At 62.8% G+C, this 17,985-nt stretch carries 18 protein-coding genes and 3 pseudogenes; 14 read left to right on the top strand and 7 right to left on the bottom strand.

Annotation, left to right across the window (positions count from 1 at the left end; genetic code table 11):
• Positions 1-45: 45 nt before the first annotated feature.
• Positions 46-1,245 carry an MFS transporter gene (locus SIN08_RS07340; RefSeq protein ID WP_322450927.1) on the top strand — a complete coding sequence of 400 codons (1,200 nt, stop codon included), beginning with the start codon at positions 46-48 and terminating at the stop codon, positions 1,243-1,245.
• A 265-nt stretch (positions 1,246-1,510) separates the two neighbouring features.
• Entirely contained in the window at positions 1,511-2,575 is a 1,065-nt protein-coding gene (locus SIN08_RS07345; RefSeq protein WP_322450928.1) for an AI-2E family transporter, read from the top strand.
• A gap of 293 nt (positions 2,576-2,868) precedes the next feature.
• Here the strand turns inward: SIN08_RS07345 and SIN08_RS07350 are convergent.
• A pseudogene (locus SIN08_RS07350) lies at positions 2,869-3,030 on the bottom strand (integrase); the annotation flags it as partial.
• A 625-nt stretch (positions 3,031-3,655) separates the two neighbouring features.
• Positions 3,656-4,156 (bottom strand): MarR family transcriptional regulator, encoded by a 501-nt coding sequence (locus tag SIN08_RS07355; RefSeq protein ID WP_322450929.1) that lies wholly within the window; start codon positions 4,154-4,156, stop codon positions 3,656-3,658.
• Between the two features lie 67 nt (positions 4,157-4,223).
• Here SIN08_RS07355 and SIN08_RS07360 point away from each other — a divergent pair, with 67 nt between their 5' ends.
• Together SIN08_RS07360 and SIN08_RS07365 are read left to right on the top strand one after the other, a co-directional pair.
• Positions 4,224-5,108, top strand: a complete 885-nt coding sequence (locus tag SIN08_RS07360; protein ID WP_322450930.1) for an EamA family transporter — start codon at positions 4,224-4,226, stop codon at positions 5,106-5,108.
• The gene (locus SIN08_RS07365) at positions 5,105-5,776 is read left to right on the top strand and encodes an NAD(P)-dependent oxidoreductase (RefSeq protein ID WP_322450931.1); all 672 of its coding nucleotides are present in this window, start codon (positions 5,105-5,107) and stop codon (positions 5,774-5,776) included. The genes SIN08_RS07360 and SIN08_RS07365 overlap by 4 nt, the downstream gene beginning before the upstream one ends.
• A gap of 230 nt (positions 5,777-6,006) precedes the next feature.
• Here the strand turns inward: SIN08_RS07365 and SIN08_RS23620 are convergent, their stop codons facing one another.
• Positions 6,007-6,111, bottom strand: a complete 105-nt coding sequence (locus SIN08_RS23620; protein ID WP_416208040.1) for an HTH domain-containing protein — start codon at positions 6,109-6,111, stop codon at positions 6,007-6,009.
• On the opposite strand from SIN08_RS23620, the gene SIN08_RS07370 reads away from it, so the two are divergent.
• From SIN08_RS07370 to SIN08_RS07395, 6 genes are all read left to right on the top strand, one after another.
• The gene (locus tag SIN08_RS07370; protein WP_322450932.1) at positions 6,101-6,523 is read left to right on the top strand and encodes a hypothetical protein; all 423 of its coding nucleotides are present in this window, start codon (positions 6,101-6,103) and stop codon (positions 6,521-6,523) included. The two genes, SIN08_RS23620 and SIN08_RS07370, sit on opposite strands and share 11 nt — an antisense overlap.
• A 132-nt stretch (positions 6,524-6,655) precedes the next feature.
• Positions 6,656-7,462 (top strand): c-type cytochrome, encoded by an 807-nt coding sequence (locus tag SIN08_RS07375; protein WP_322450933.1) that lies wholly within the window; start codon positions 6,656-6,658, stop codon positions 7,460-7,462.
• Between the two features lie 2 nt (positions 7,463-7,464).
• Positions 7,465-8,421: a hypothetical protein gene (locus SIN08_RS07380; RefSeq protein WP_322450934.1), complete on the top strand. Its 957-nt coding sequence runs from the start codon at positions 7,465-7,467 to the stop codon at positions 8,419-8,421.
• 11 nt (positions 8,422-8,432) lie between these two features.
• Positions 8,433-8,915, top strand: coding sequence for a DUF411 domain-containing protein (locus tag SIN08_RS07385; protein WP_322450935.1), 483 nt, complete (start codon positions 8,433-8,435; stop codon positions 8,913-8,915).
• A gap of 33 nt (positions 8,916-8,948) precedes the next feature.
• On the top strand, positions 8,949-9,413 hold the full coding sequence (locus SIN08_RS07390; RefSeq protein ID WP_322450936.1) for a cytochrome c: 465 nt from the start codon (positions 8,949-8,951) through the stop codon (positions 9,411-9,413).
• Positions 9,414-9,607: 194 nt separating this feature from the next.
• Complete coding sequence (locus tag SIN08_RS07395; RefSeq protein ID WP_322450937.1) at positions 9,608-9,898, top strand: hypothetical protein; 291 nt, start codon at positions 9,608-9,610, stop codon at positions 9,896-9,898.
• A 168-nt stretch (positions 9,899-10,066) separates the two neighbouring features.
• On the opposite strand, the gene SIN08_RS07400 is transcribed toward SIN08_RS07395, so the two are convergent.
• Positions 10,067-10,480: a MerR family transcriptional regulator gene (locus tag SIN08_RS07400; protein ID WP_322450938.1), complete on the bottom strand. Its 414-nt coding sequence runs from the start codon at positions 10,478-10,480 to the stop codon at positions 10,067-10,069.
• Between the two features lie 76 nt (positions 10,481-10,556).
• Here SIN08_RS07400 and SIN08_RS07405 point away from each other — a divergent pair, with 76 nt between their 5' ends.
• The 3 genes and pseudogenes from SIN08_RS07405 to merA form a co-directional block, all read left to right on the top strand.
• Positions 10,557-10,955 carry a mercuric transporter MerT family protein gene (locus tag SIN08_RS07405; protein WP_322450939.1) on the top strand — a complete coding sequence of 133 codons (399 nt, stop codon included), beginning with the start codon at positions 10,557-10,559 and terminating at the stop codon, positions 10,953-10,955.
• Positions 10,956-10,968: 13 nt separating this feature from the next.
• A complete protein-coding gene (locus SIN08_RS07410) occupies positions 10,969-11,304 on the top strand; it encodes a heavy-metal-associated domain-containing protein (RefSeq protein WP_322450940.1) in 336 nt (111 codons plus the stop codon).
• 180 nt (positions 11,305-11,484) lie between these two features.
• A pseudogene (gene merA, locus SIN08_RS07415) lies at positions 11,485-12,888 on the top strand (mercury(II) reductase); the annotation flags it as partial.
• 72 nt (positions 12,889-12,960) lie between these two features.
• Here merA and SIN08_RS07420 read toward each other — a convergent pair.
• Positions 12,961-13,407 carry a MarR family winged helix-turn-helix transcriptional regulator gene (locus SIN08_RS07420; RefSeq protein ID WP_322450942.1) on the bottom strand — a complete coding sequence of 149 codons (447 nt, stop codon included), beginning with the start codon at positions 13,405-13,407 and terminating at the stop codon, positions 12,961-12,963.
• A gap of 275 nt (positions 13,408-13,682) precedes the next feature.
• Here SIN08_RS07420 and SIN08_RS07425 point away from each other — a divergent pair.
• A pseudogene (locus SIN08_RS07425) lies at positions 13,683-14,473 on the top strand (alpha/beta fold hydrolase).
• 363 nt (positions 14,474-14,836) lie between these two features.
• On the opposite strand, the gene SIN08_RS07430 reads toward SIN08_RS07425, so the two are convergent.
• The gene (locus tag SIN08_RS07430; RefSeq protein WP_322450943.1) at positions 14,837-16,174 is read right to left on the bottom strand and encodes an HlyD family type I secretion periplasmic adaptor subunit; all 1,338 of its coding nucleotides are present in this window, start codon (positions 16,172-16,174) and stop codon (positions 14,837-14,839) included.
• Positions 16,149-17,897 carry a type I secretion system permease/ATPase gene (locus tag SIN08_RS07435; RefSeq protein WP_322450944.1) on the bottom strand — a complete coding sequence of 583 codons (1,749 nt, stop codon included), beginning with the start codon at positions 17,895-17,897 and terminating at the stop codon, positions 16,149-16,151. Before SIN08_RS07435 ends, SIN08_RS07430 begins: the two co-directional genes overlap by 26 nt.
• Positions 17,898-17,985 lie beyond the last annotated feature (88 nt).

Consider the following 17,985-nt stretch of genomic DNA (forward strand, 5'->3'; position numbering starts at 1 on the left):
GTCGTAGCATCCCTCAAGATGACGATTTCAGCAAGAGGAATGGCGATGGCGAGCGTGGTGGATACGAGGGGAATGGCGGTGTGGCGGGACAGCCGGGCGATCGCGCTTTTGATGGCAGCGACATTGACGGTGATGGCGAATGCAGCAATCAGCCCGGCATTGCCCGGACTGCAGCGCCTGTTTGCGGGCGATCCCAACGCGGCCATGCTGACGCGCCTGTTGGTGCCGGCGCCGTCGTTGAGCATTGCCCTGCTGGCTCCGCTGGCAGGCTTGGCAGCCGACCGGTTCGGACGGCGCCGCCTGCTGCTCGCCGGCGTCATGCTTTTCGTGGTCGCCGGAAGTGCCGGGCTTTTCCTGCCTGATCTTCCGACGATTTTCATGAGCCGCATTATCCTTGGAGTCGCTGTTGCGTTGATCATGACAGCACAGACCGCGTTGATCGGCGACTATTTCGCCGGCGAGGCCAGAAGCGCGCTGACCGGATTGCAGATCTCGGCGCGGAACTTTGGCGGGTTGCTGTTCATCTTGCTGGCCGGCTGGGTTGCGGCGATCTCGCCTCGTTTCCCCTTTGCCGTCTATGGGCTGGCGCTGCTGGTGCTGCCGCTGATGTGGAAAGTGATTGTCGAGCCGCACCGTGTCTTGTCAGATCGGGAAGAACGTCCGGCAGTAGGCGCCGGAGAGCCGCCCGCCTGGCGTTTACTGTTTTTCGGGTTAGTTTTTCTCCAGGCGCTGACGAACATGTTCTTCTTCATCATGCCAACGCAGCTGCCGTTCTATTTCGACGCCCGGGGCTACGACAGCGCCATAATGACGGGCTTGACCCTGAGTGTGCTGATGCTCACCGGCGGGTGTCTCGCGCTGCTCTACTCTCGAATTCAGCGCGCCATCGGCTATGCCCGTGTCTTCGCCTTGGGATATGCCGCCATGGCTGCTGGTTTCCTACTGCTGATTCTGCCGCAGGCCACGTTGCTGAGCTTCGCCGGCGCTGCGTTGATCGGGGCTGGTTATGCGGTGGTCTCGCCCAGTTTCGTCGCAATAACGCTCAATCTCGCGCCACCGCAGCGACGAGGCCTTGCAGGCAGCGTTCTGACGGCATCGGTCTTCACTGGACAGTTCTGCTCGCCGTTACTCAGCACGCCAATGATCTTAGGCCTTGGGTTTGATGGATTGTTCCTCTGCGCGACTCTCGTTTTGGCAGGCATGGCCTTAATTGCATTGACGGGCAGTGTAACGCGCTCGAGCTAAGCACCTTGGGGGCCGAAAGCTGCCCGTCCGCTATCAGGATGGAGTTAGCAACAAGCGGTCGTTTCGCGTGAAGAGTTTCGGGTGCCGGAGGCGTACGAAAGTCGCCGAGGAACGAACCCGGCACGGTAAAAGTGGGACTTTCTCCAGACATCGCCGCCACGCGTCCTTCACGTGAGAGGCCTCTACATTCCAGAGTGTACGACAGCGCCTGTTGTAGGCATGATAAGGATTACTGGGCCTAGGTCGCAGGAAGGGATATCTGATTTTGACGCCGACTGTGCAGGGAATCAGTTTTGCTACTGTAGTGGTCTTCGTGACTGCAGCTTTCGTCTGGTTGCTCCTGCCATTTTACGGGGCAGTGCTATGGGCTGTAATTCTCGCGCTGCTGTTCAATCCGCTGCATCGCAGTCTCGAGAGACGACTTGGTGGTCGGCGAAACCTTGCCGCTATGCTAACTCTGTTGGCCTGCATTTGCATTGTGGTCATCCCTGGCTCGCTGATCCTCGCGTCGCTCGCCCAGGAGGCGACCAGCCTCTATAATCGCATCAGTACGCGAGAGTTGGATCTCGCCCTAATACTGGAGAATTTTCATAGCGCTTTGCCCTCCTTCATTGTGGATGGGCTCGCAGTATTCAATCTCGGCAGTTTTGAGGAGATTCAAACTCGGCTGACCTCATTCCTGGGCGAGGCCGCCCAAGCTATCGCCACAAGAGTAGTGTCCATTGGGCAGGGAACAGCTCAGCTTTTCATTAGCCTCGGTGTAATGCTTTATCTGCTCTTCTTCCTGTTTCGGGACGGCCCTAGGTTGGCGGCCACGATCCGCAAAGCCAGTCCGCTCAGCGACCATCATACCAATCACATACTGGGAAAGTTCAGTGAGGTCGTGAAGGCAACCGTCAGGGGAAACGTGATTATCGCGATTATCCAAGGAGCTATCGGAGGCATCGCGTTCTGGATGCTCGGGATTGAGGCCGCGCTTCTCTGGGGTGTTCTCATGGCGGTGTTGTCGCTTCTGCCGGCCATAGGTGCCTTTCTAGTCTGGGGACCTGTCGCAGCCTATCTGCTGATATCGGGTCAGTATCTGAAGGGTGCCATTCTGCTTGCGGTGGGCGTGTTGATCATCAGCATGATCGACAACTTGTTACGGCCACCACTGGTTGGAAAGGGTACGCGCCTGCCCGACTACGTAGTCCTCATCTCCACCCTCGGCGGGATCTCGATTATTGGAATGAACGGGTTTGTCATCGGCCCACTGATTGCTGCCCTGTTCTTCGCCGTTTGGTCTTTATTCACCGATGACCAAATTCGCTCACAACGGGGGGACAAATAAGTCAGTAATTCATCTTTGTTCGCTTTGAGGAGAGCTTGGCTGCACTGACCTGCCACTGAAGTGTCATCCAGCAACGATTAGTGAATAGCCCAGAGTTTCTTGGACGCCCTCGGATTACATTTCCAGTTGCCGTTCGAACTCGACGGGCGACAGCATCCCAGAACACTTGTCCAAAAACGGACGTTCCGCTTTACACCATCGACGACGTCGAGCAGATGATCCGGTCGCGCTCAAAACGGAAAGCGATTTCCGTCTCATTGGGGGCCGGAAGCGGGAGGTCTGCTTCGGGAAGGATAACGACGCGACCGCCCTCGTGAACGATACTGGATCACGTAGCTCCGCTTTCCGGATGCGAAGACGCGAAGACCATATCCCGGGAGTTCATCGTCCCAGATGACGTAGTCCTTGCTGCCTATTTCGGCCGTATCGACAACCCGTTTGGTGATCTTTGCCATGGTCCCAGTCCCAGCCGGGCCCGATTCTCGCGTAAGCACCACGTAAGCACTTGGCGGCAAATTCGGGCGCATTCTCGGATAGGGACTTCGGAGACAGGATCCTGAAAATCAACGTATTTCAGGTTGTTATCGTGCTCTGGCGTGCCCTATCGTGCAATTCGGATAGGCCCTTAGACCAGCTCCGAAGGCAGAGGTCACAGGTTCGAATCCTGTCGGGTGCGCCACCCTCAAACCTGATGGTCGCAGGTTAAATCCTGCCCTGAATCAGCGACCTTTACAGCCGTCAAGTTAACCCGCTGATATCACTCACCTTAGACTTCAGATCAGGTTCTTAGCGCCGGTCTCGTCCCAGCTCACCATTCCCCGGTAAAACGCTGCTCAAATGGCGGAGCAGCGCTTAAGTCGTGCAGAAGAACAAGGCGTCGCGTCATCAGTCTTTCCAGGCACACGCCCACGTCCGAGAACCCGGCTTCTTGCAGCGATAGTCGCATTCGGTGAGTTCCTTATGCAGATCACGGGATGCGTCTTGAGCAAACGCACATGTTCCCGCCTGGCGTGCTTTCCGCATGCTCGGAGAGATGCCGCCGCAGATCGGATCGGGAAACCTGACAGCATCTAGGGAAGGTTAGTCCGTCTCAAACGCCGCAAGCCATTTGGCGACGAGCGCGTCGAGCGCCGCGCGCTCGTCGTCGCTGAGCGCGGCGGTGAGGCGGCGCTGATTGGCGACGTGCTCGGTGACCGCCTCTTCGATCAGCGCATGCCCCTTGTCCGTGAGCCCGATGAGAAAACCGCGCTTGTCGTCGGGGTTGCGCCAGCGCTCGACGAGCCCGGCGGCTTCAAGCCTGTCGATGCGGTTGGTCATGGTGCCCGAGGTCACCATCGTCCACTCGATCAGTTCCGATGGGCTGAGCGCGAAGGGCGGACCGGACCGCCTCAGCGTCGCGAGGACGTCGAAGGACGCACGGTTCAGGCCATGCGCGGCAAAGACCCGATCCATCCCCTCCCTCAAATGCCGGACAAGCCGGCTCATCCGTCCGAGCGTTCCCATCGGCCCGACATCGAGGTCCGGGCGCTCGGCCCGCCATTGCGCGAGAATACGGTCGACTTGATCCATAACCGTGATCATTGCGGATTATTATCTTGACGTCAAGATTCATTCTAACTATCTTGATGTCAAGGTAATGGAGATTCGCATGATCCGCTCTCTCGATCTCTTGGCCACGGCGATGGTCCCGGCCGTCTGGGGCACCACCTACATCGTCACCACCGAAATGCTGCCCGAAGGCTTTCCCATAACCGTCGCCATGCTCCGCGGGCTGCCTGCGGGGCTGCTTCTGCTTTTGATCGCGCGGCGGCTGCCGCCACTCGAGTGGGTGCCAAAAGTGCTGCTGCTGGGCGCCCTCAACATCTCGATTTTTTTGACACTGCTCTTTGTCGCCGCGTACCGCTTGCCGGGCGGGCTCGCGGCGACACTGACCGCGATCCAGCCCTTGATGGTACTGATGCTCTCGCGTGCCTTTCTGGGCGCGGCGGTCCAGCCCCTCGGCGTGGCTGCGGCGCTCGCCGGGATTGCCGGCGTCGGGCTGCTGGTGCTTGGACCCGAAGCATCGCCCGATCCCATCGGTATCGCCGCAGCGCTCGGCGCGGCACTCTCCATGGCGACGGGCAATGTGCTCGCCCGCAGGTGGCAGCCGCCGGTTTCTCCATTGACCTTCACGGGCTGGCAATTGACCGCCGGGGGATTGCTGCTCTTGCCGGTCGCGCTCCTGCTCGAACCCGGCTTCCCCATGCCCAACGCCGTCAATCTCGCGGGCCTCGTCTGGCTCGGGCTGATCGGCGGTGCGCTGGCTTATGTCGTCTGGTTCCGCGGCATTGCGCGGCTCGGGCCGCCGACCGTCACGGCCTTCAGCTTTCTCAGCCCTTTGAGCGCCGTCGTTCTCGGCTGGCTCGTGCTCGGCCAGGCGCTGACACCCCTCCAAGGGCTTGGCGCGGCAATCGTCCTTTTGAGCGTGTGGTTCGGCCAGCGGGCCGGGCGGCGCGCCACTGCAACCGAAAATCCCGAAGGAGCAACAGCATGAAACTCATCATATTCGGCGCAACCGGCGACGTCGGACGCACGGTCGTAAACGAGGCGCTGGCACGCGGCCATAGCGTGACCGCCGTGGCCCGCGAGACGGCACCGCTCACCGACATGGAAAATATCGCGAGGGTTGATGCCGACCTTCTCGCCGCTCCTGAAAAAGCCGCCGGACTGATCGCCGGACACCACGCAGCGATCTCGGCGCTGCGTCCGCCCCAGGGCCGGGAGTCGCAGCTCGTCGACCTGACGCGGGCGGTGGTCGACGGCGCCGCGGCCAGCGGCGTGCCGGTTTTCGTGACGGGCGGGGCTGCCACGCTCAAGCTTCCCGATGGCGGCGGACATACCGTGCTGACAGCGCCGGGATTTCTGCCTGACGCCGTGCGGCCCATCGCCGAGGCCTGCGCTGCGCAACAAGCCCTGCTCGACACCATCACCGGCGCGCGCTGGAGCCACCTCCTGCCGCCCGCGATGCTGATCGACGGGCCGCGCACCGGCGCCTATGCGTGGGGGACAGATACGCTCGTCACCAATGCCGAGGGCGTTTCGCAGATATCCTATGCGGACTTCGCCGTGGCCATGGTCGACCTCGTCGAGTCCTCGGAAGCGACGCCGCTGCGGGCGACCGTCGGGTGGCGCGAGTCCGCGGCCCAGGTTGGGGGCCCATAAGAACGCATCCAGATGCATGAACGTGCGAAGATGAAGACGGCGAGTTTCTCGCCGTCTTTTCGTATCGGGTTGCGATAAGCCCATGTCTCGGAATACCTCCCCCCACGCGACCTCGAGATCAACCTTGCGATTCAATGCCTGGGAAAAGTCTCGGCAGCCTGAAGAGCCGTGTATCGTTTCGGACCTTCGCCATACTTTGCCCGTGGCACCCATCACGGCGGACCAGCGTCTTAATCCCGGTCAATCGTGCGTTCGCTGACGTTGAGGCGTCCGGCCAAATTCGTCGCCGTGATCGGCGCTCGGACCTCTTGGAACGTTTGAAGTATGGCGATCAGTCGATCCGTTTCTGGTCATGGCAACGACAGAACTATATCGACAGGGCACAGGGTTCAGGGTATTTACTACGAGATGGAAAGGTATGTCCGCGTTCTAACGATCCTGGTGCTCGCCGTTTTCGCAGCGGGATCGGCTGTACATGCCGCGAATGCCGCCAGCATGAGCGTGAAGATGGCGCTTGCCGCCGTCGACAGCGGCGACATGGGCGACTGCCAGGATTGCCCTGACGGCAGTGACGACATGCAAGCGTGCGACGATGTCTGCGTTTCTCCCATTCTGGCCCTTGTGCCATCCGGCCCGCCCGGAATGCCTGCGGCCGAGACGACTGCCGAAAGCACGGTTCCGCGCAGCGTAACCGGGCGTACCGGTCTGCCAGATCCTTACCCTCCACGATCCATCATCCTGAGCTGACGCTGCCCGGACTCCGTTCCGGCTAGCGGCGTCTGATGTCATGCGCTGTCAGTCTGGCCGCCCATGATCCTGCCTCGCATCGCGCTACCCGCGCGCTGCGGCTCGAACGCCCTTCAGGATGGTTGAAACATCATGGTCTTGTATCCGCCGACGCCGACGCGTCGAGCCTTTCCCACATCCGCCGTGGCATTGGCGGCCCGGGTGGTACTCCCCGTCTCAAAACTTCGGAACGCTTCCGGCACGCTCCTCGGCGCCGCACTGATCCTTCTGACGTTCAGTTCGGGCGCTCCTGCCGAAGGGGACGCGAGACGCGGCGCACAGGTTTATCGCGCCTGCGTCGCTTGTCACGCGCTTGAGCCTGACCTGCATCTTAGCGGTCCGAGCCTCGACGGGTTCATGGGGCGCATGGCGGGTACGGCCGAGGGGTTCGTGCGCTATTCGACGGGATTGAAGGAGGCGGGCTTTTCCTGGAACGCGGACGCGCTCGACGGCTGGCTGAAAGACCCGGCGGGCATGATCCCTGACACCTACATGACATTCCGTGGGATCGATGACCCCCAGGCACGCGCCGACCTCGTCGCCTTCCTCGAAATCGCCGGTCAGCCGGGCGGCGGCAAGAAAGTCGTCGGCGAAGGTCTTATCCCCGCCGCCTGGCTGCGCGCCGGAGCGCCGGAACCGATCGGCGATCCGCAGCCGGAAATACATGTCACGGCAATTCGCCACTGCGGCGACAGCTATTTCATCACCACCGGGGACGGCCGGGAAACAGCCTACTGGGAGAAGAACATCCGGCTCAAGATCGACAGCGTCGAAACCGGTCCGCCGGCCGGAACCGCCGTGATCCTTGGGGCCGGCATGGGCGGCGACCGATTCTCGGTGATCTTCCCAAGCCTTTCGGCGCTGACGAACCTTGTCACGGAACGTTGTGAGGCCCGTTGAACATGAACGATACCGACAAGGCAATCACGTCCAGATGCTCCACACGGCTTTCCAGACGCGCCTTCCTCGGCGCAGTCGCCGCGGGGGCCGGGCTGATCAGCCTGCCTTCGAGACTTCGCGCCGCATCGGGTCTCGGCATAACCAGTTCCGCAATGGCCTTCGACGGCGATGGGTTGATCGTGGCTCACGATACGCTGTCCCGCCGCGACGGCGGTGGAGCTCTGACACCGCTGCGAGGTCCGACGGGCGGCAATATTCTCTCGCTCGCGACGCACAAGGATCGCGCCGGTCGAATTGCGGCGGGGCTCAAGAGCGGGGGCGTCGCACTGTCTGAAGACGGCGGGCAGAGCTGGGAGGTGGGGCACCGGGGTTTGCCCGACGCTCCGGTTACGGCTGTCACGATGGCGGCTTTAAGCCTCGACACCTTGTATGCGGCCGTTCATGGCGACGGTCTGTGGAAGAGCGAGGATGCCGGCCGGTCCTGGATTTTGGCAATGGACCGGCCGTGGCTGGAAGGCGCCGAGCGCGACCTGACTGCACTGGCCTCGGTCGACCTGGCCACGGGCATGGGCGGCATCTGGATCTATGCCGGAACCGAGATGGGCCTGACCCGCGTTCCCGACTGTCTCTGCCGCTGGCAGGACGTGCAGCCTGGAGATGCGATGGACGCATTGATATCCGGGGCAGCGCCCTCACCCGAAAAACCGCTGCCGGCTGGAGAGCCGATCCTCGCCTTGGTGAGCGCGGCATCGCTTCCGACCAAGCTCTATGCCGCCTTGCCTTCGAGTGTCTGGGTTTCCGAGGGTGCCGGCGTTGTCTGGGTACAACGCTCAACATCCCGCGCCGAAGCGGTCGCCGTCTCCCCGAAAAACGCCGATCACGTCGCCGCCCTCACTGAGGACGGTCTCATCCAAAGTCGTAATGGCGGTATGACCTGGACCGCGCTTGCGGACCTTTAATGGAGAACATCATGAAAAAGATCATTGTCATCGCAACCGTTGCCGTCTTGGCCGCTACCGGTGGTGTGGCCTTTACCGCGTTGACCGCGGCCCAGGACCCACAAGAAACGAGCCAGAACGCAGCAGAAGCAAAAGCGATCACCATCTGGCGCGATCCTGGCTGCGGATGCTGCGATGCCTATGCCGACTATCTGGAGGCGAACGGCTTTTCCGTGACGCGCGTCGACGACCGTGATTTCGACAAGCGCTCGGTCGAGATGGGTGTTCCCGAGAGGGGAATTGGATGCCACCTGGCCAAGATCGACGGCTATGTCGTGAGCGGGCTCGTGCCGGTCGAGATCATCGAGAGGCTGGTCAGCGAACGCCCGGACATCACCGGGATCACGTTGCCGGGGATGCCGGCCAATGCGCCGGGTATGGCGCCGGCGAAAACCGGCACGCTGAAGACCTATGCCTTCGGCGACGGCGGTGTTTCCGTCTATTCCGATGAGTGAGGCCATCGCGGCATGAATGCAAAGCGATTGCTCATGGCAGTTGCCGGCCTGGTGGTGCTCACCACGGTCGCAGCACAGGCAGGGGGCGCGGGAAACCAGGTGCCTCCTGATGGCCTGACATTTCTTGGCCAGCCCGTGACGGGCGAGCAGATCGCCCTCGGCCAGGAGGTCTATGCGCAAAGCTGCGCCTCCTGCCACGGCGCCGATCTCGAGGGTCAGCCGGATTGGAAGCGCAGGCTGGAGAATGGCCGCATGCCCGCGCCGCCGCATGACGAAAGCGGCCACACCTGGCATCACTCGGATCGGGACCTGTTCGCCATCACCAAGCTCGGCGTCGGCGGCGTCGTCCCGGGCTATGAGAGCGACATGCCGGCCTTCGCAGACATCTTGAGCGACGATGAGATCGCCGCGGTGCTCGCTTTTATCAAGAGCACCTGGCCCGAGCGCCAACGGGAAATACAGGCGCGAGTGACGGCCGACGACGAGGATGGGTCATGAGCGCCGTTGTGAAACAATGTACCGCCGGAATGCGCGGCCGTAGTGTCCTGGCCTTCCTCCCACTGACCGTCGCCACCGCCTTGCCATCGTGCTGGCCTGGGTTGCCGGACGACACAGGAAACACATGGCCGCGCGTGTGACGGCTTCATCCCCGCATTTCCACCCCCCAACCACCCAGACAAGGAGAGCAACCGATGCGTAATCCGATCAAAGCACTCGCGATAGCCGCCATGCTGATCATCGGCTTCGCTGCCGCTACGACCCTTCATGCCCAGGAGCCGGAAACCCCGAGCGGACAGGGTTCCATGATGGGAGACGGCGGCATGAACGGCACGATGGGTCAGGATGGAATGTCCGGCATGGGCGATATGAACGGCATGATGGGCATGATGAAGATGATGGCCCAGATGGGACCGATGATGGAGCAGTGCACCAGGATGATGGCCGACATGACAGAACACATGAAGGCAGCGCCAGACCAGTAGGACGCCGGAGACCCACCCCGCCTGGACCGCAGGCCCGGGCGGGAGCTCCCCCGGGAAAGACCGACATCATCCAGAACAACGCAACTCAGACGAATTTCGCTACGGCCTGTGGATCCTGGCGGGCAATTTCCGCCAGCGCCGCGCCGGTATCGATTGCGAGCGCCGCCATCACGACGCCAACGCCTCCAGCACCGGACATTCCGGCACATCCTCGCCGGAACATTGCGCGGCGGTCGCCGCCAGCACTTTCTCGATCTGCTTGAGGTCAGCGATCTTGGTACGCACCTCGGCAAGATGACTCTCGGTCCGTTCCTTCACCTCGGCGCAGGTCTGGGTGCCACCGTCAACGAGATCGAGCAGCCCGCGGATCTGGCCGATGGAAAAGCCGAGTTCGCGGGCGCGCAGGATGAAGCGCAGCCGCGAGACATGGGTCTCATCATAGATCCTGTAGCCCGATGCCGTGCGCGGCGGGTCGGGCATCATGCCCGTTTTCTCGTAATAGCGGATAGTCTCCAGATTGCAGCCTGTGCGCCGGGCCAATTCGGCCCGCTGCAATCGCTTCCCGGAAACGTGATCGGTCATAGCTCGAAATTTCCCTTGAGTCTGTAGGAGCTACAGACCGTAGCCTGCTTTCGAGTGAGAATCGAGGGCGAACCACATGAGTGATATAGAAACGGAGAAGGCGATACTCGATGCGCCAACGCAGTTGTCAGATCGCAAAAGGAGTTGGTTCGCCGCCGGAGGCGTCATCGGTGCGGTCCTCGCCTCGACGTGCTGCATCGCGCCGCTCGTACTGCTGACGCTCGGCATTTCGGGTGCCTGGATCGGCAATTTGGCCGCGCTCGAGCTTTACACACCGATCTTCACCGGCGTGGCGCTCGTCTCCATTGGGCTCGGCTTTCGGCAGGTCTATTTCCGGGCCAAACCAGCCTGCAAGGACGGCTCCTGCTGCGCCCGTCCCGAATCCGCTCTCATCACCAAGTCCGCCCTATGGCTTTCGACCGCGCTGGTCATCCTGGTGCTGACCACCAACTGGTGGGCACCGTTTTTCTACTGAGGAGAAGATCGGCATGAAACCAACACGCGCCATTGCGACCGGATTCCTTGCGCTGGCGGTGTCCGCCATGTCCTTCATCGCGCCTGTCCCTTCGCCGTTCCCTGCTTCAGTCGCACACGCGGCCGAGACCGAGCACGTCGCGACCTTCGACGTGCCGGGCATGACCTGTGCGCTCTGCCCCGTCACGGTGCGAAAAGCGATGGAGAGCGTTGCAGGCGTCATATCGGTCGAGGTCAATTTCGACGCCAAGACGACAACCGTGGTGTTCGATCCTTCCATGACGACAATCGAGGCCATCGCCGCCGCCTCCGCCAACGCCGGTTATCCGGCGCACATCTCCGGAAGCTGATCCGATGGGCTATCCATCCCGTGTTGGAGCCTTGGGCTGGTCGGGGCGGTGATCGTGCTGTGCTGCCTCGTCGAGTGATGGCGTCCCGCTCAGCGCCCTGGCCAACCATTTCGGCTGGCGCGCGAGGCTCCGCAACAGCCATGTTGAGAGGAATCACAGATGAGTGACAGCTGCGCGCCACGCGCCGAAGGTAGCTATGACCTTGCCGTCATCGGGGCAGGCTCAGCGGGCTTTTCCGCCGCGATTACAGCCGCCGAACAAGGGGCGAGTGTCGCGCTGATCGGTCATGGCACGATTGGCGGCACCTGCGTCAATGTCGGCTGCGTGCCGTCCAAAACTATGCTCCGCGCTGCCGAGGCCGTGCATGGTGCCGACAGGGCGGGACGGTTTCCGGGACTTGCCGGCGAAGCACACGTCAGCGACTGGCGGGCTCTCGTCGCGGCCAAGGACGATCTTGTCTGGACGCTCAGGCAGGAGAAATATGTCGACCTGCTGAGAGACTATAAGGGCATCAGCTATCTTGAAGGGACCGCGAGGCTGAACGGGACCGGTGTTGCGGTGGATGGGCTTGCCATCCCTGCGGGCAAAACGATCATTGCGACCGGCGCTTCGCCTGCCATCCCCGGCATTCCCGGTATCGAAACCGTGCCCTATCTCACGAGCAAGAATGCGCTTGAACTTGAAGACCTGCCACGTTCCCTGCTCGTTGTCGGCAGTGGCTATATCGGCTGTGAGCTGGCGCAGATGTTCGCGCGTATGGGCACCGCCGTGACGCTGGTCACGCGCTCGCGCCTGTTGCCCGAGGCGGAGCCGGAGGTCGCGGAGAGGCTCTCCCGATATCTTGCTGACGAGGGCATTACGGTGCGCTCGGGGCTTTCTTATTCTTCCATCGTTCATTCAGACGGCGAAATCCTTCTGAGCATCGACGCGGATGGCCGTTCCGAGACGCTCGCTGCTGACAGGGTACTGGTTGCGACCGGGCGCACGCCCAATACCGCCGGTCTTGGGCTGGCGGAAGCTGGTGTGGAGGTCGCGGCCAATGGCGGCATCGTCGTCGACAGCCGCATGCGCACGACGCGGGCCGGCGTCTATGCGGCCGGCGACGTCACGGGCCGCGATCAGTTCGTCTATATGGCAGCTTATGGCGCCAAACTCGCGTCGGCCAATGCACTCAATGGCGACAGCCTTGTCTACGACGATACCGCCATGCCCTGGGTGGTCTTCACCGATCCGCAGGTTGCCGGTGTAGGGCTGTCCGAGCGCCAGGCACGAGCTGCGGGTTTCGAGACCAAAATCTCGGTCGTGCCGCTGGACCTGGTGCCGCGTGCGCTTGCGGCGCGTGACACGCGTGGGCTCATCAAGCTGGTGGCGGATGTCGAAAGCGACCGCCTTCTCGGCGCGCAGATCTTGGCCCCGGAAGGCGCGGACAGCATCCAGACCATCGTTCTGGCGATCAGGTTCGGAATGACGACGAAGGAGCTTGGCGAGACGATCTTCCCCTATCTCACCACGGTGGAGGGCTTGAAGCTCGCCGCGCAGGGCTTCGCCAAAGACGTGGCGAAACTCTCGTGCTGCGCGGGTTGACCGGGTGGGGTAAGCATTTCAAAGGGCAACAGCGTAGACGTGGTTCTCATCATAGCGCGCCGTTCTTGTGCTTCAGCCCTGCTTTTCCATGGTCTCCTTCAGGCGCTGTTGAACCAGCAGAAGCTTCTGCCGCAGGTCTTCGAGCTCTTCGCCGGACAAGCCCAATGCGTCGGCGACGCAGGCCGGGACAGGTTCGGCTCGCTTCTTCAGTTGCCGCCCCTTCTCGGTCAGGCGGATGCGAACCTGCCGCTCGTCCTTGGCGTCGCGGGTTCGAGAGACAAGGCCCAAGGCTTCCAGCCGTTTCAGTAGAGGCGTCAGCGTATTGGATTCGAGCGATAGTTCCGCGCCGATCTCCCTGACGGTCCGGTCGTCGCGCGACCAAAGGCTCACCATGACCAGGTACTGCGGATAGGTCAGACCGAGTTCGGCGAGCAGGGGCCGGTAGAACTCGTTGAAGGTGTGCTCGGCGGAATAGATCGAAAAGCAAAGGAACTGATCGAGCTGGAGGTTGTCCGGCATGGGGAACGCCCTTCTTCACCTGGTTGACACTTACGAACAAGATATATCGCACACGATTTAATCGCAAGCGCTTGACAGGCCATCCATCCCGGCGCATATAGATCGTGCACGATTAAATCGTGCACGTCTAAAAGGGACCTGTCATGAAGTCACTGACCCCCGATCTCACCCGCCGCGGCGCTCTCGCTCTTGGCGCAGGCGCCGCCACTTTCCTCCTCGCTGCCTCGCAATTCCGCGCCGCAGCCCAAAACCTCGAAGCGAAAGGAAACCTGATCATGAACACCATCTCCACCAAGGACGGCACGAAAATCTTCTACAAGGACTGGGGACCCCGGGACGGCCAGCCGATTGTTTTCTCCCATGGCTGGCCGCTATCGGCAGATGCCTGGGATGCGCAGATGCTCTTCTTCGCGGGCATGGCCGTTCCGACCAGCCGTGGGACGGCAACAACATGGATCAGTACGCAGACGATTTAGCCGAGCTGTTCGAGAAACTGGACCTCAGCAACGCCGTCCTGGTCGGACACTCCACCGGCGGCGGAGAAGTCGCCCATTATGTCGGGCGGCATGGCTCGCGCCGGGTCGCCAAGGTCGTGCTCGTGGGTGCGGTGCCCCCGCTCATGCTGAGGACGGCCGACAATCCGGAGGGCACGCCCATCGAGGTGTTCGATGACATCCGGGCTGGTGTCGCGACCAACCGAGCGCAGTTCTACTATGATCTGACCATCCCCTTCTACGGCTTCAATCGCGATGGTGTCGAGGTCAATGAAGGCTTCCGCGAGAGTTTTCGCCTGCAGGGGCTCGCGGGCGGCATCAAGGGCCAGTACGACTGCGTCCATGAGTTCTCGGAAGTCGACTACACCGACGATCTCAAGGCCATCGACAAGCCCACCCTGATCATCCACGGCGGCGACGACCAGATCGTCCCGATCAAGGCTTCCGCGGAGAAGGCCGCGAAGCTCGTCGAAGGCGCGACCCTCAAGGTATACGAGGGCGGCAGCCATGGCCTCGCCCAGATCGATGCGGAGCGCTTCAACGGCGACGTGCTCGACTTCATCAAAGTCTGATCCTGGCTCTACATAGTTGGCTAACCACGTCCGCCGCTGGCACTCTGCCAGCGGCGGCTTTCTTGCACGAACCGCCGCCAGCAAGGCCCGGCGGCCTTGATCTCGTCGACCAGACGGCACTCCAGATGGCGGTGCAGCGCCTGAACAACTTCCGATGTCGATAATCTGTAGTGACGTTGTGGGCTTCGCCAGCGCTTCATCCGGCGGCTCAATGGGACGCACCTTGTTCATACCCACCTGAAGTCATGGCGTGCGTAGCGAGCATCGCTGCGAACGGCGGCGTGCAACGGGCTATGTATGGCCGCTCCGTTTCGACCGCGGTCGCATCGGCCGCCGTCGCTGCCCATACGCTTCCGTTGCCGATTATTCCTCGCGCCAGGCGCGGCTCATGCTGTCGATGAGGGGCTGGAGCATGTAGGCGACCGCCGTCCGCTCGCCGGTGCGGATCATCACCTCCGCAGGCATGCCGGGCTGAAGCTCCCGCCCTTTCAGGCGCGCCAGCTCGGCTTCGGGAACGCGGATGCGCGCCAGATAGAACGTCGCGTCGTTCTCGGGACTGGTGAGCGCATCGGCCGAGACGTAGGAGACCCTGCCGGCGAGCGTCGGCGTCGTACGCTGCTTGAAGGCCAACATGCGCACGTCGGCGGGCTGGCCGATGGCCACATTGTCGATGTCCTGCGGCCGCACGCGCACTTCCACGAGCAGCCTGTCGCCGCTCGGCACGATCTCGAGAATGGTCTCGCCGCCCTTTATGACCGCGTCTTCGCTGTGCACCGCCATATTGACGATCTTGCCGGAGACGGGCGCGCGGATATCGAGACGTCGCAGCACGTCTTCCGCCGCGATCATCCTTTCGCGCAGGTCGACCGTTTTCGACTGCACCTCGCGCAACGTGCTGACGACCTCGTTCAGGAACGCCTTTTTCTTCTGAAGAATTGCCAGCTTGGTCTCGCCGATGGAATTGCGCGCGCGGGCGATGTCGGCCGTCAGCTTGCCGCGCTCGCCTTGCAGCCGCGCGGCCTCGCGCTCCAGCGCAAGCAGCCGCTGCTTGGTGGTATGGCCACCCTCGAAAAGACCCCGCAGCGGTTCGAGCTCGTCGCTGATCAAGGTGATCTGCTTGTCGGTGGAATCGCGTTGCGCGCTAAGCCCTTCGATCTCCTGCTTGAGCTGCTCGACCCGCTCGCGCAGGATCCCGGTCTCGCCGGCCAGCGTTTCCCGGCGGGAATGAAAGATGGCCGTCTGGCTCCGGCGCAGCGCGACCACCTCCGGATCTGTGTCCGCCGTGGCGAGCGCCTCCGGCCAGTCGATGGTTTCCCTGCCGTCACGCTCCGCGACGAGGCGCGCTTCCTTGGCCAGTTCCTCACGATGGGCCGTTTCCACGATGGCGAGCTGCGCCTTCGCCTTGGTTCCGTCCAGATGGATGAGGATGTCACCGCCCGCGACCGTATCGCCGTTGCGCACGTGCAGGTCGGCGACAATGCCCCCCTCCAGGTGCTGGACCTGTTTGCGGTTGGTGTCGACCGTGATCTGGCCGGACGCCACGACGGCGCTGGCGAGCGGCACCGTGGCGCCCCATGCGCCAGCGCCGCCAAAGGCGATCGCGATCACCGCAACGCCGGCTAGGATCCACGGCCAGACGCGCGTGTGTGCGGACGTGTTGTCGCCGCCGGAGCCGTTATGTTCGCTCGATGCCGCCGGCATATGCGCGCTCCTTCCTCTGTTGCCCCGCTCCCTGCAGGGACCGGATACCGCTCATCAGCCGCGGCAGCACTTCATCGCGCCGCCCGAATGTCTCGAGCCGCCCGCCGCGCAGCACGGCGACCTGGTCGACCGCGGTCAGAATGGCGGACCGGTGCGAGACGATGACGACCGTTCGGCCCTCGTCCTTGAGGCGCATCAGCGTCGCCTGAAGCGCGGCCTCGCCGTCGCTGTCGAGATTGGCGTTGGGCTCGTCGAGGACGATCAGCGTGGGCCCGCCGTAGAGCGCTCGCGCAAGCGCGATGCGCTGGCGCTGTCCGCCGGACAGCACGCTGCCACCTTCGCCGATATGGGTGTCGTAGCCTTTCGGCAGCTTCAAAATCATGTCATGAGCGCCGCACAGCCTGGCGGCGGCGATCACCTTGTCCGCCTCCGGCTCCCGCATGCGGGCGATGTTTTCGGCCACTGTCCCGGCAAGCAGCTCGATATCCTGGGGCAGATAGCCGATATGAACGCCGAGCTGCTCAGGGTGCCAGTTGTCGAGGTCCGCGCCATCCAGCCGCACATGCCCCGAGGCCGGCGGCCACACGCCGACCATCAGGCGGGCGAGCGTAGACTTGCCGGCCGCACTCGGCCCTATCACGCCAAGCATCTGGCCGGGCTCCAGATCGAAGCTGACGCCTTGCAGGACGGGCTTGCCGCCTTGCGGTGCCACGGCCGTCACATTGTCGAAGCGGATCCGGCCTTCAGGCGCTTCCAGCGGCAGCGTGTCCGGCGCCGGCGGATTGGTCTCCAGCAGGTCCGTCAGGCGGGCGTGGGCACCACGGGCGGCGATGAACTGGCGCCAGTTGTTGATGGCGGCCTCCACCGGCGCCAGGGCCCGCCCCATGATGATGGAGCCGGCGATCATGACGCCCGGCGTGATCGCCTCCTGAAGCACCAGCCAGGCGCCGACGCCCAGCATGGCGATCTGCAGGCAGGGGCGGATGAACTTCGACACCGCCGTGAGAGACCCGGCGTAGTCGGAGGCCCGGCCCTGCAGGGCCATGCCGCCGGACTGCAGCTTTATCCAGCGATCGCGCACGTGGCCCAACATGCCCATCACGCGGATGGCCTCGGCGTTGCGCAGGGCGGAGCTGGCGAACTCGTGCGCGGCGTGCATGCGCGAGACCGAGCGCTGCAAAGGCCCGCGTGTTGCAAGTTCGGAGATGACGGCGACGATGAACAGAAGCAGCGCGCCAGTGAGCGCCACCGCCCCGAGCAGCGGGTGAAAAAAGAAAATGAGCGCAATGAACGCCGGCGTCCACGGACAGTCGAAGAAGGCGATGACACCGGGTCCGGTCAAAAAGCCCCGCAGCGACTCCACGTCGCGCAGATACTGGCCGCCATTGGCGGTACGCCCCTGCAATTGGTGATCGAACAGGGCCGCGAAAATGGGGGACTGCAAATTGCGCTCGAACCGGGCGCCCAGCCTGACGAGGATACGCGACCGGACCAGCTCCAGAAGTGCGCTGACGCCGATCAGGCTGACCGCAAGGACCGTGAGCGCCACGAGCGTTTCCTGGCTGCGCGAGGCGAGCACCCGGTCGTAGACCTGCAGCATATAGAGCGGCGCGACCAGCATCAGAAGATTGATAAAGAAGCTGAAGGCGCCGACGGCCGTGAACAGGCGCCGCGCCGAGGCAAGTGCCTTTTTCAGTGCATTGGCTTCGGATGGTTTACTCACGCGTGATACTGCCGGGATCGTTCGCTATCAAACCGAACAGGGAGGAAGCGGCTTGCAGCCGGTCCCTCCCCGCGGGCCACGGAAAATG

Source organism: Chelativorans sp. M5D2P16, assembly GCF_034427935.1.
GTDB lineage: Bacteria > Pseudomonadota > Alphaproteobacteria > Rhizobiales > Rhizobiaceae > Chelativorans.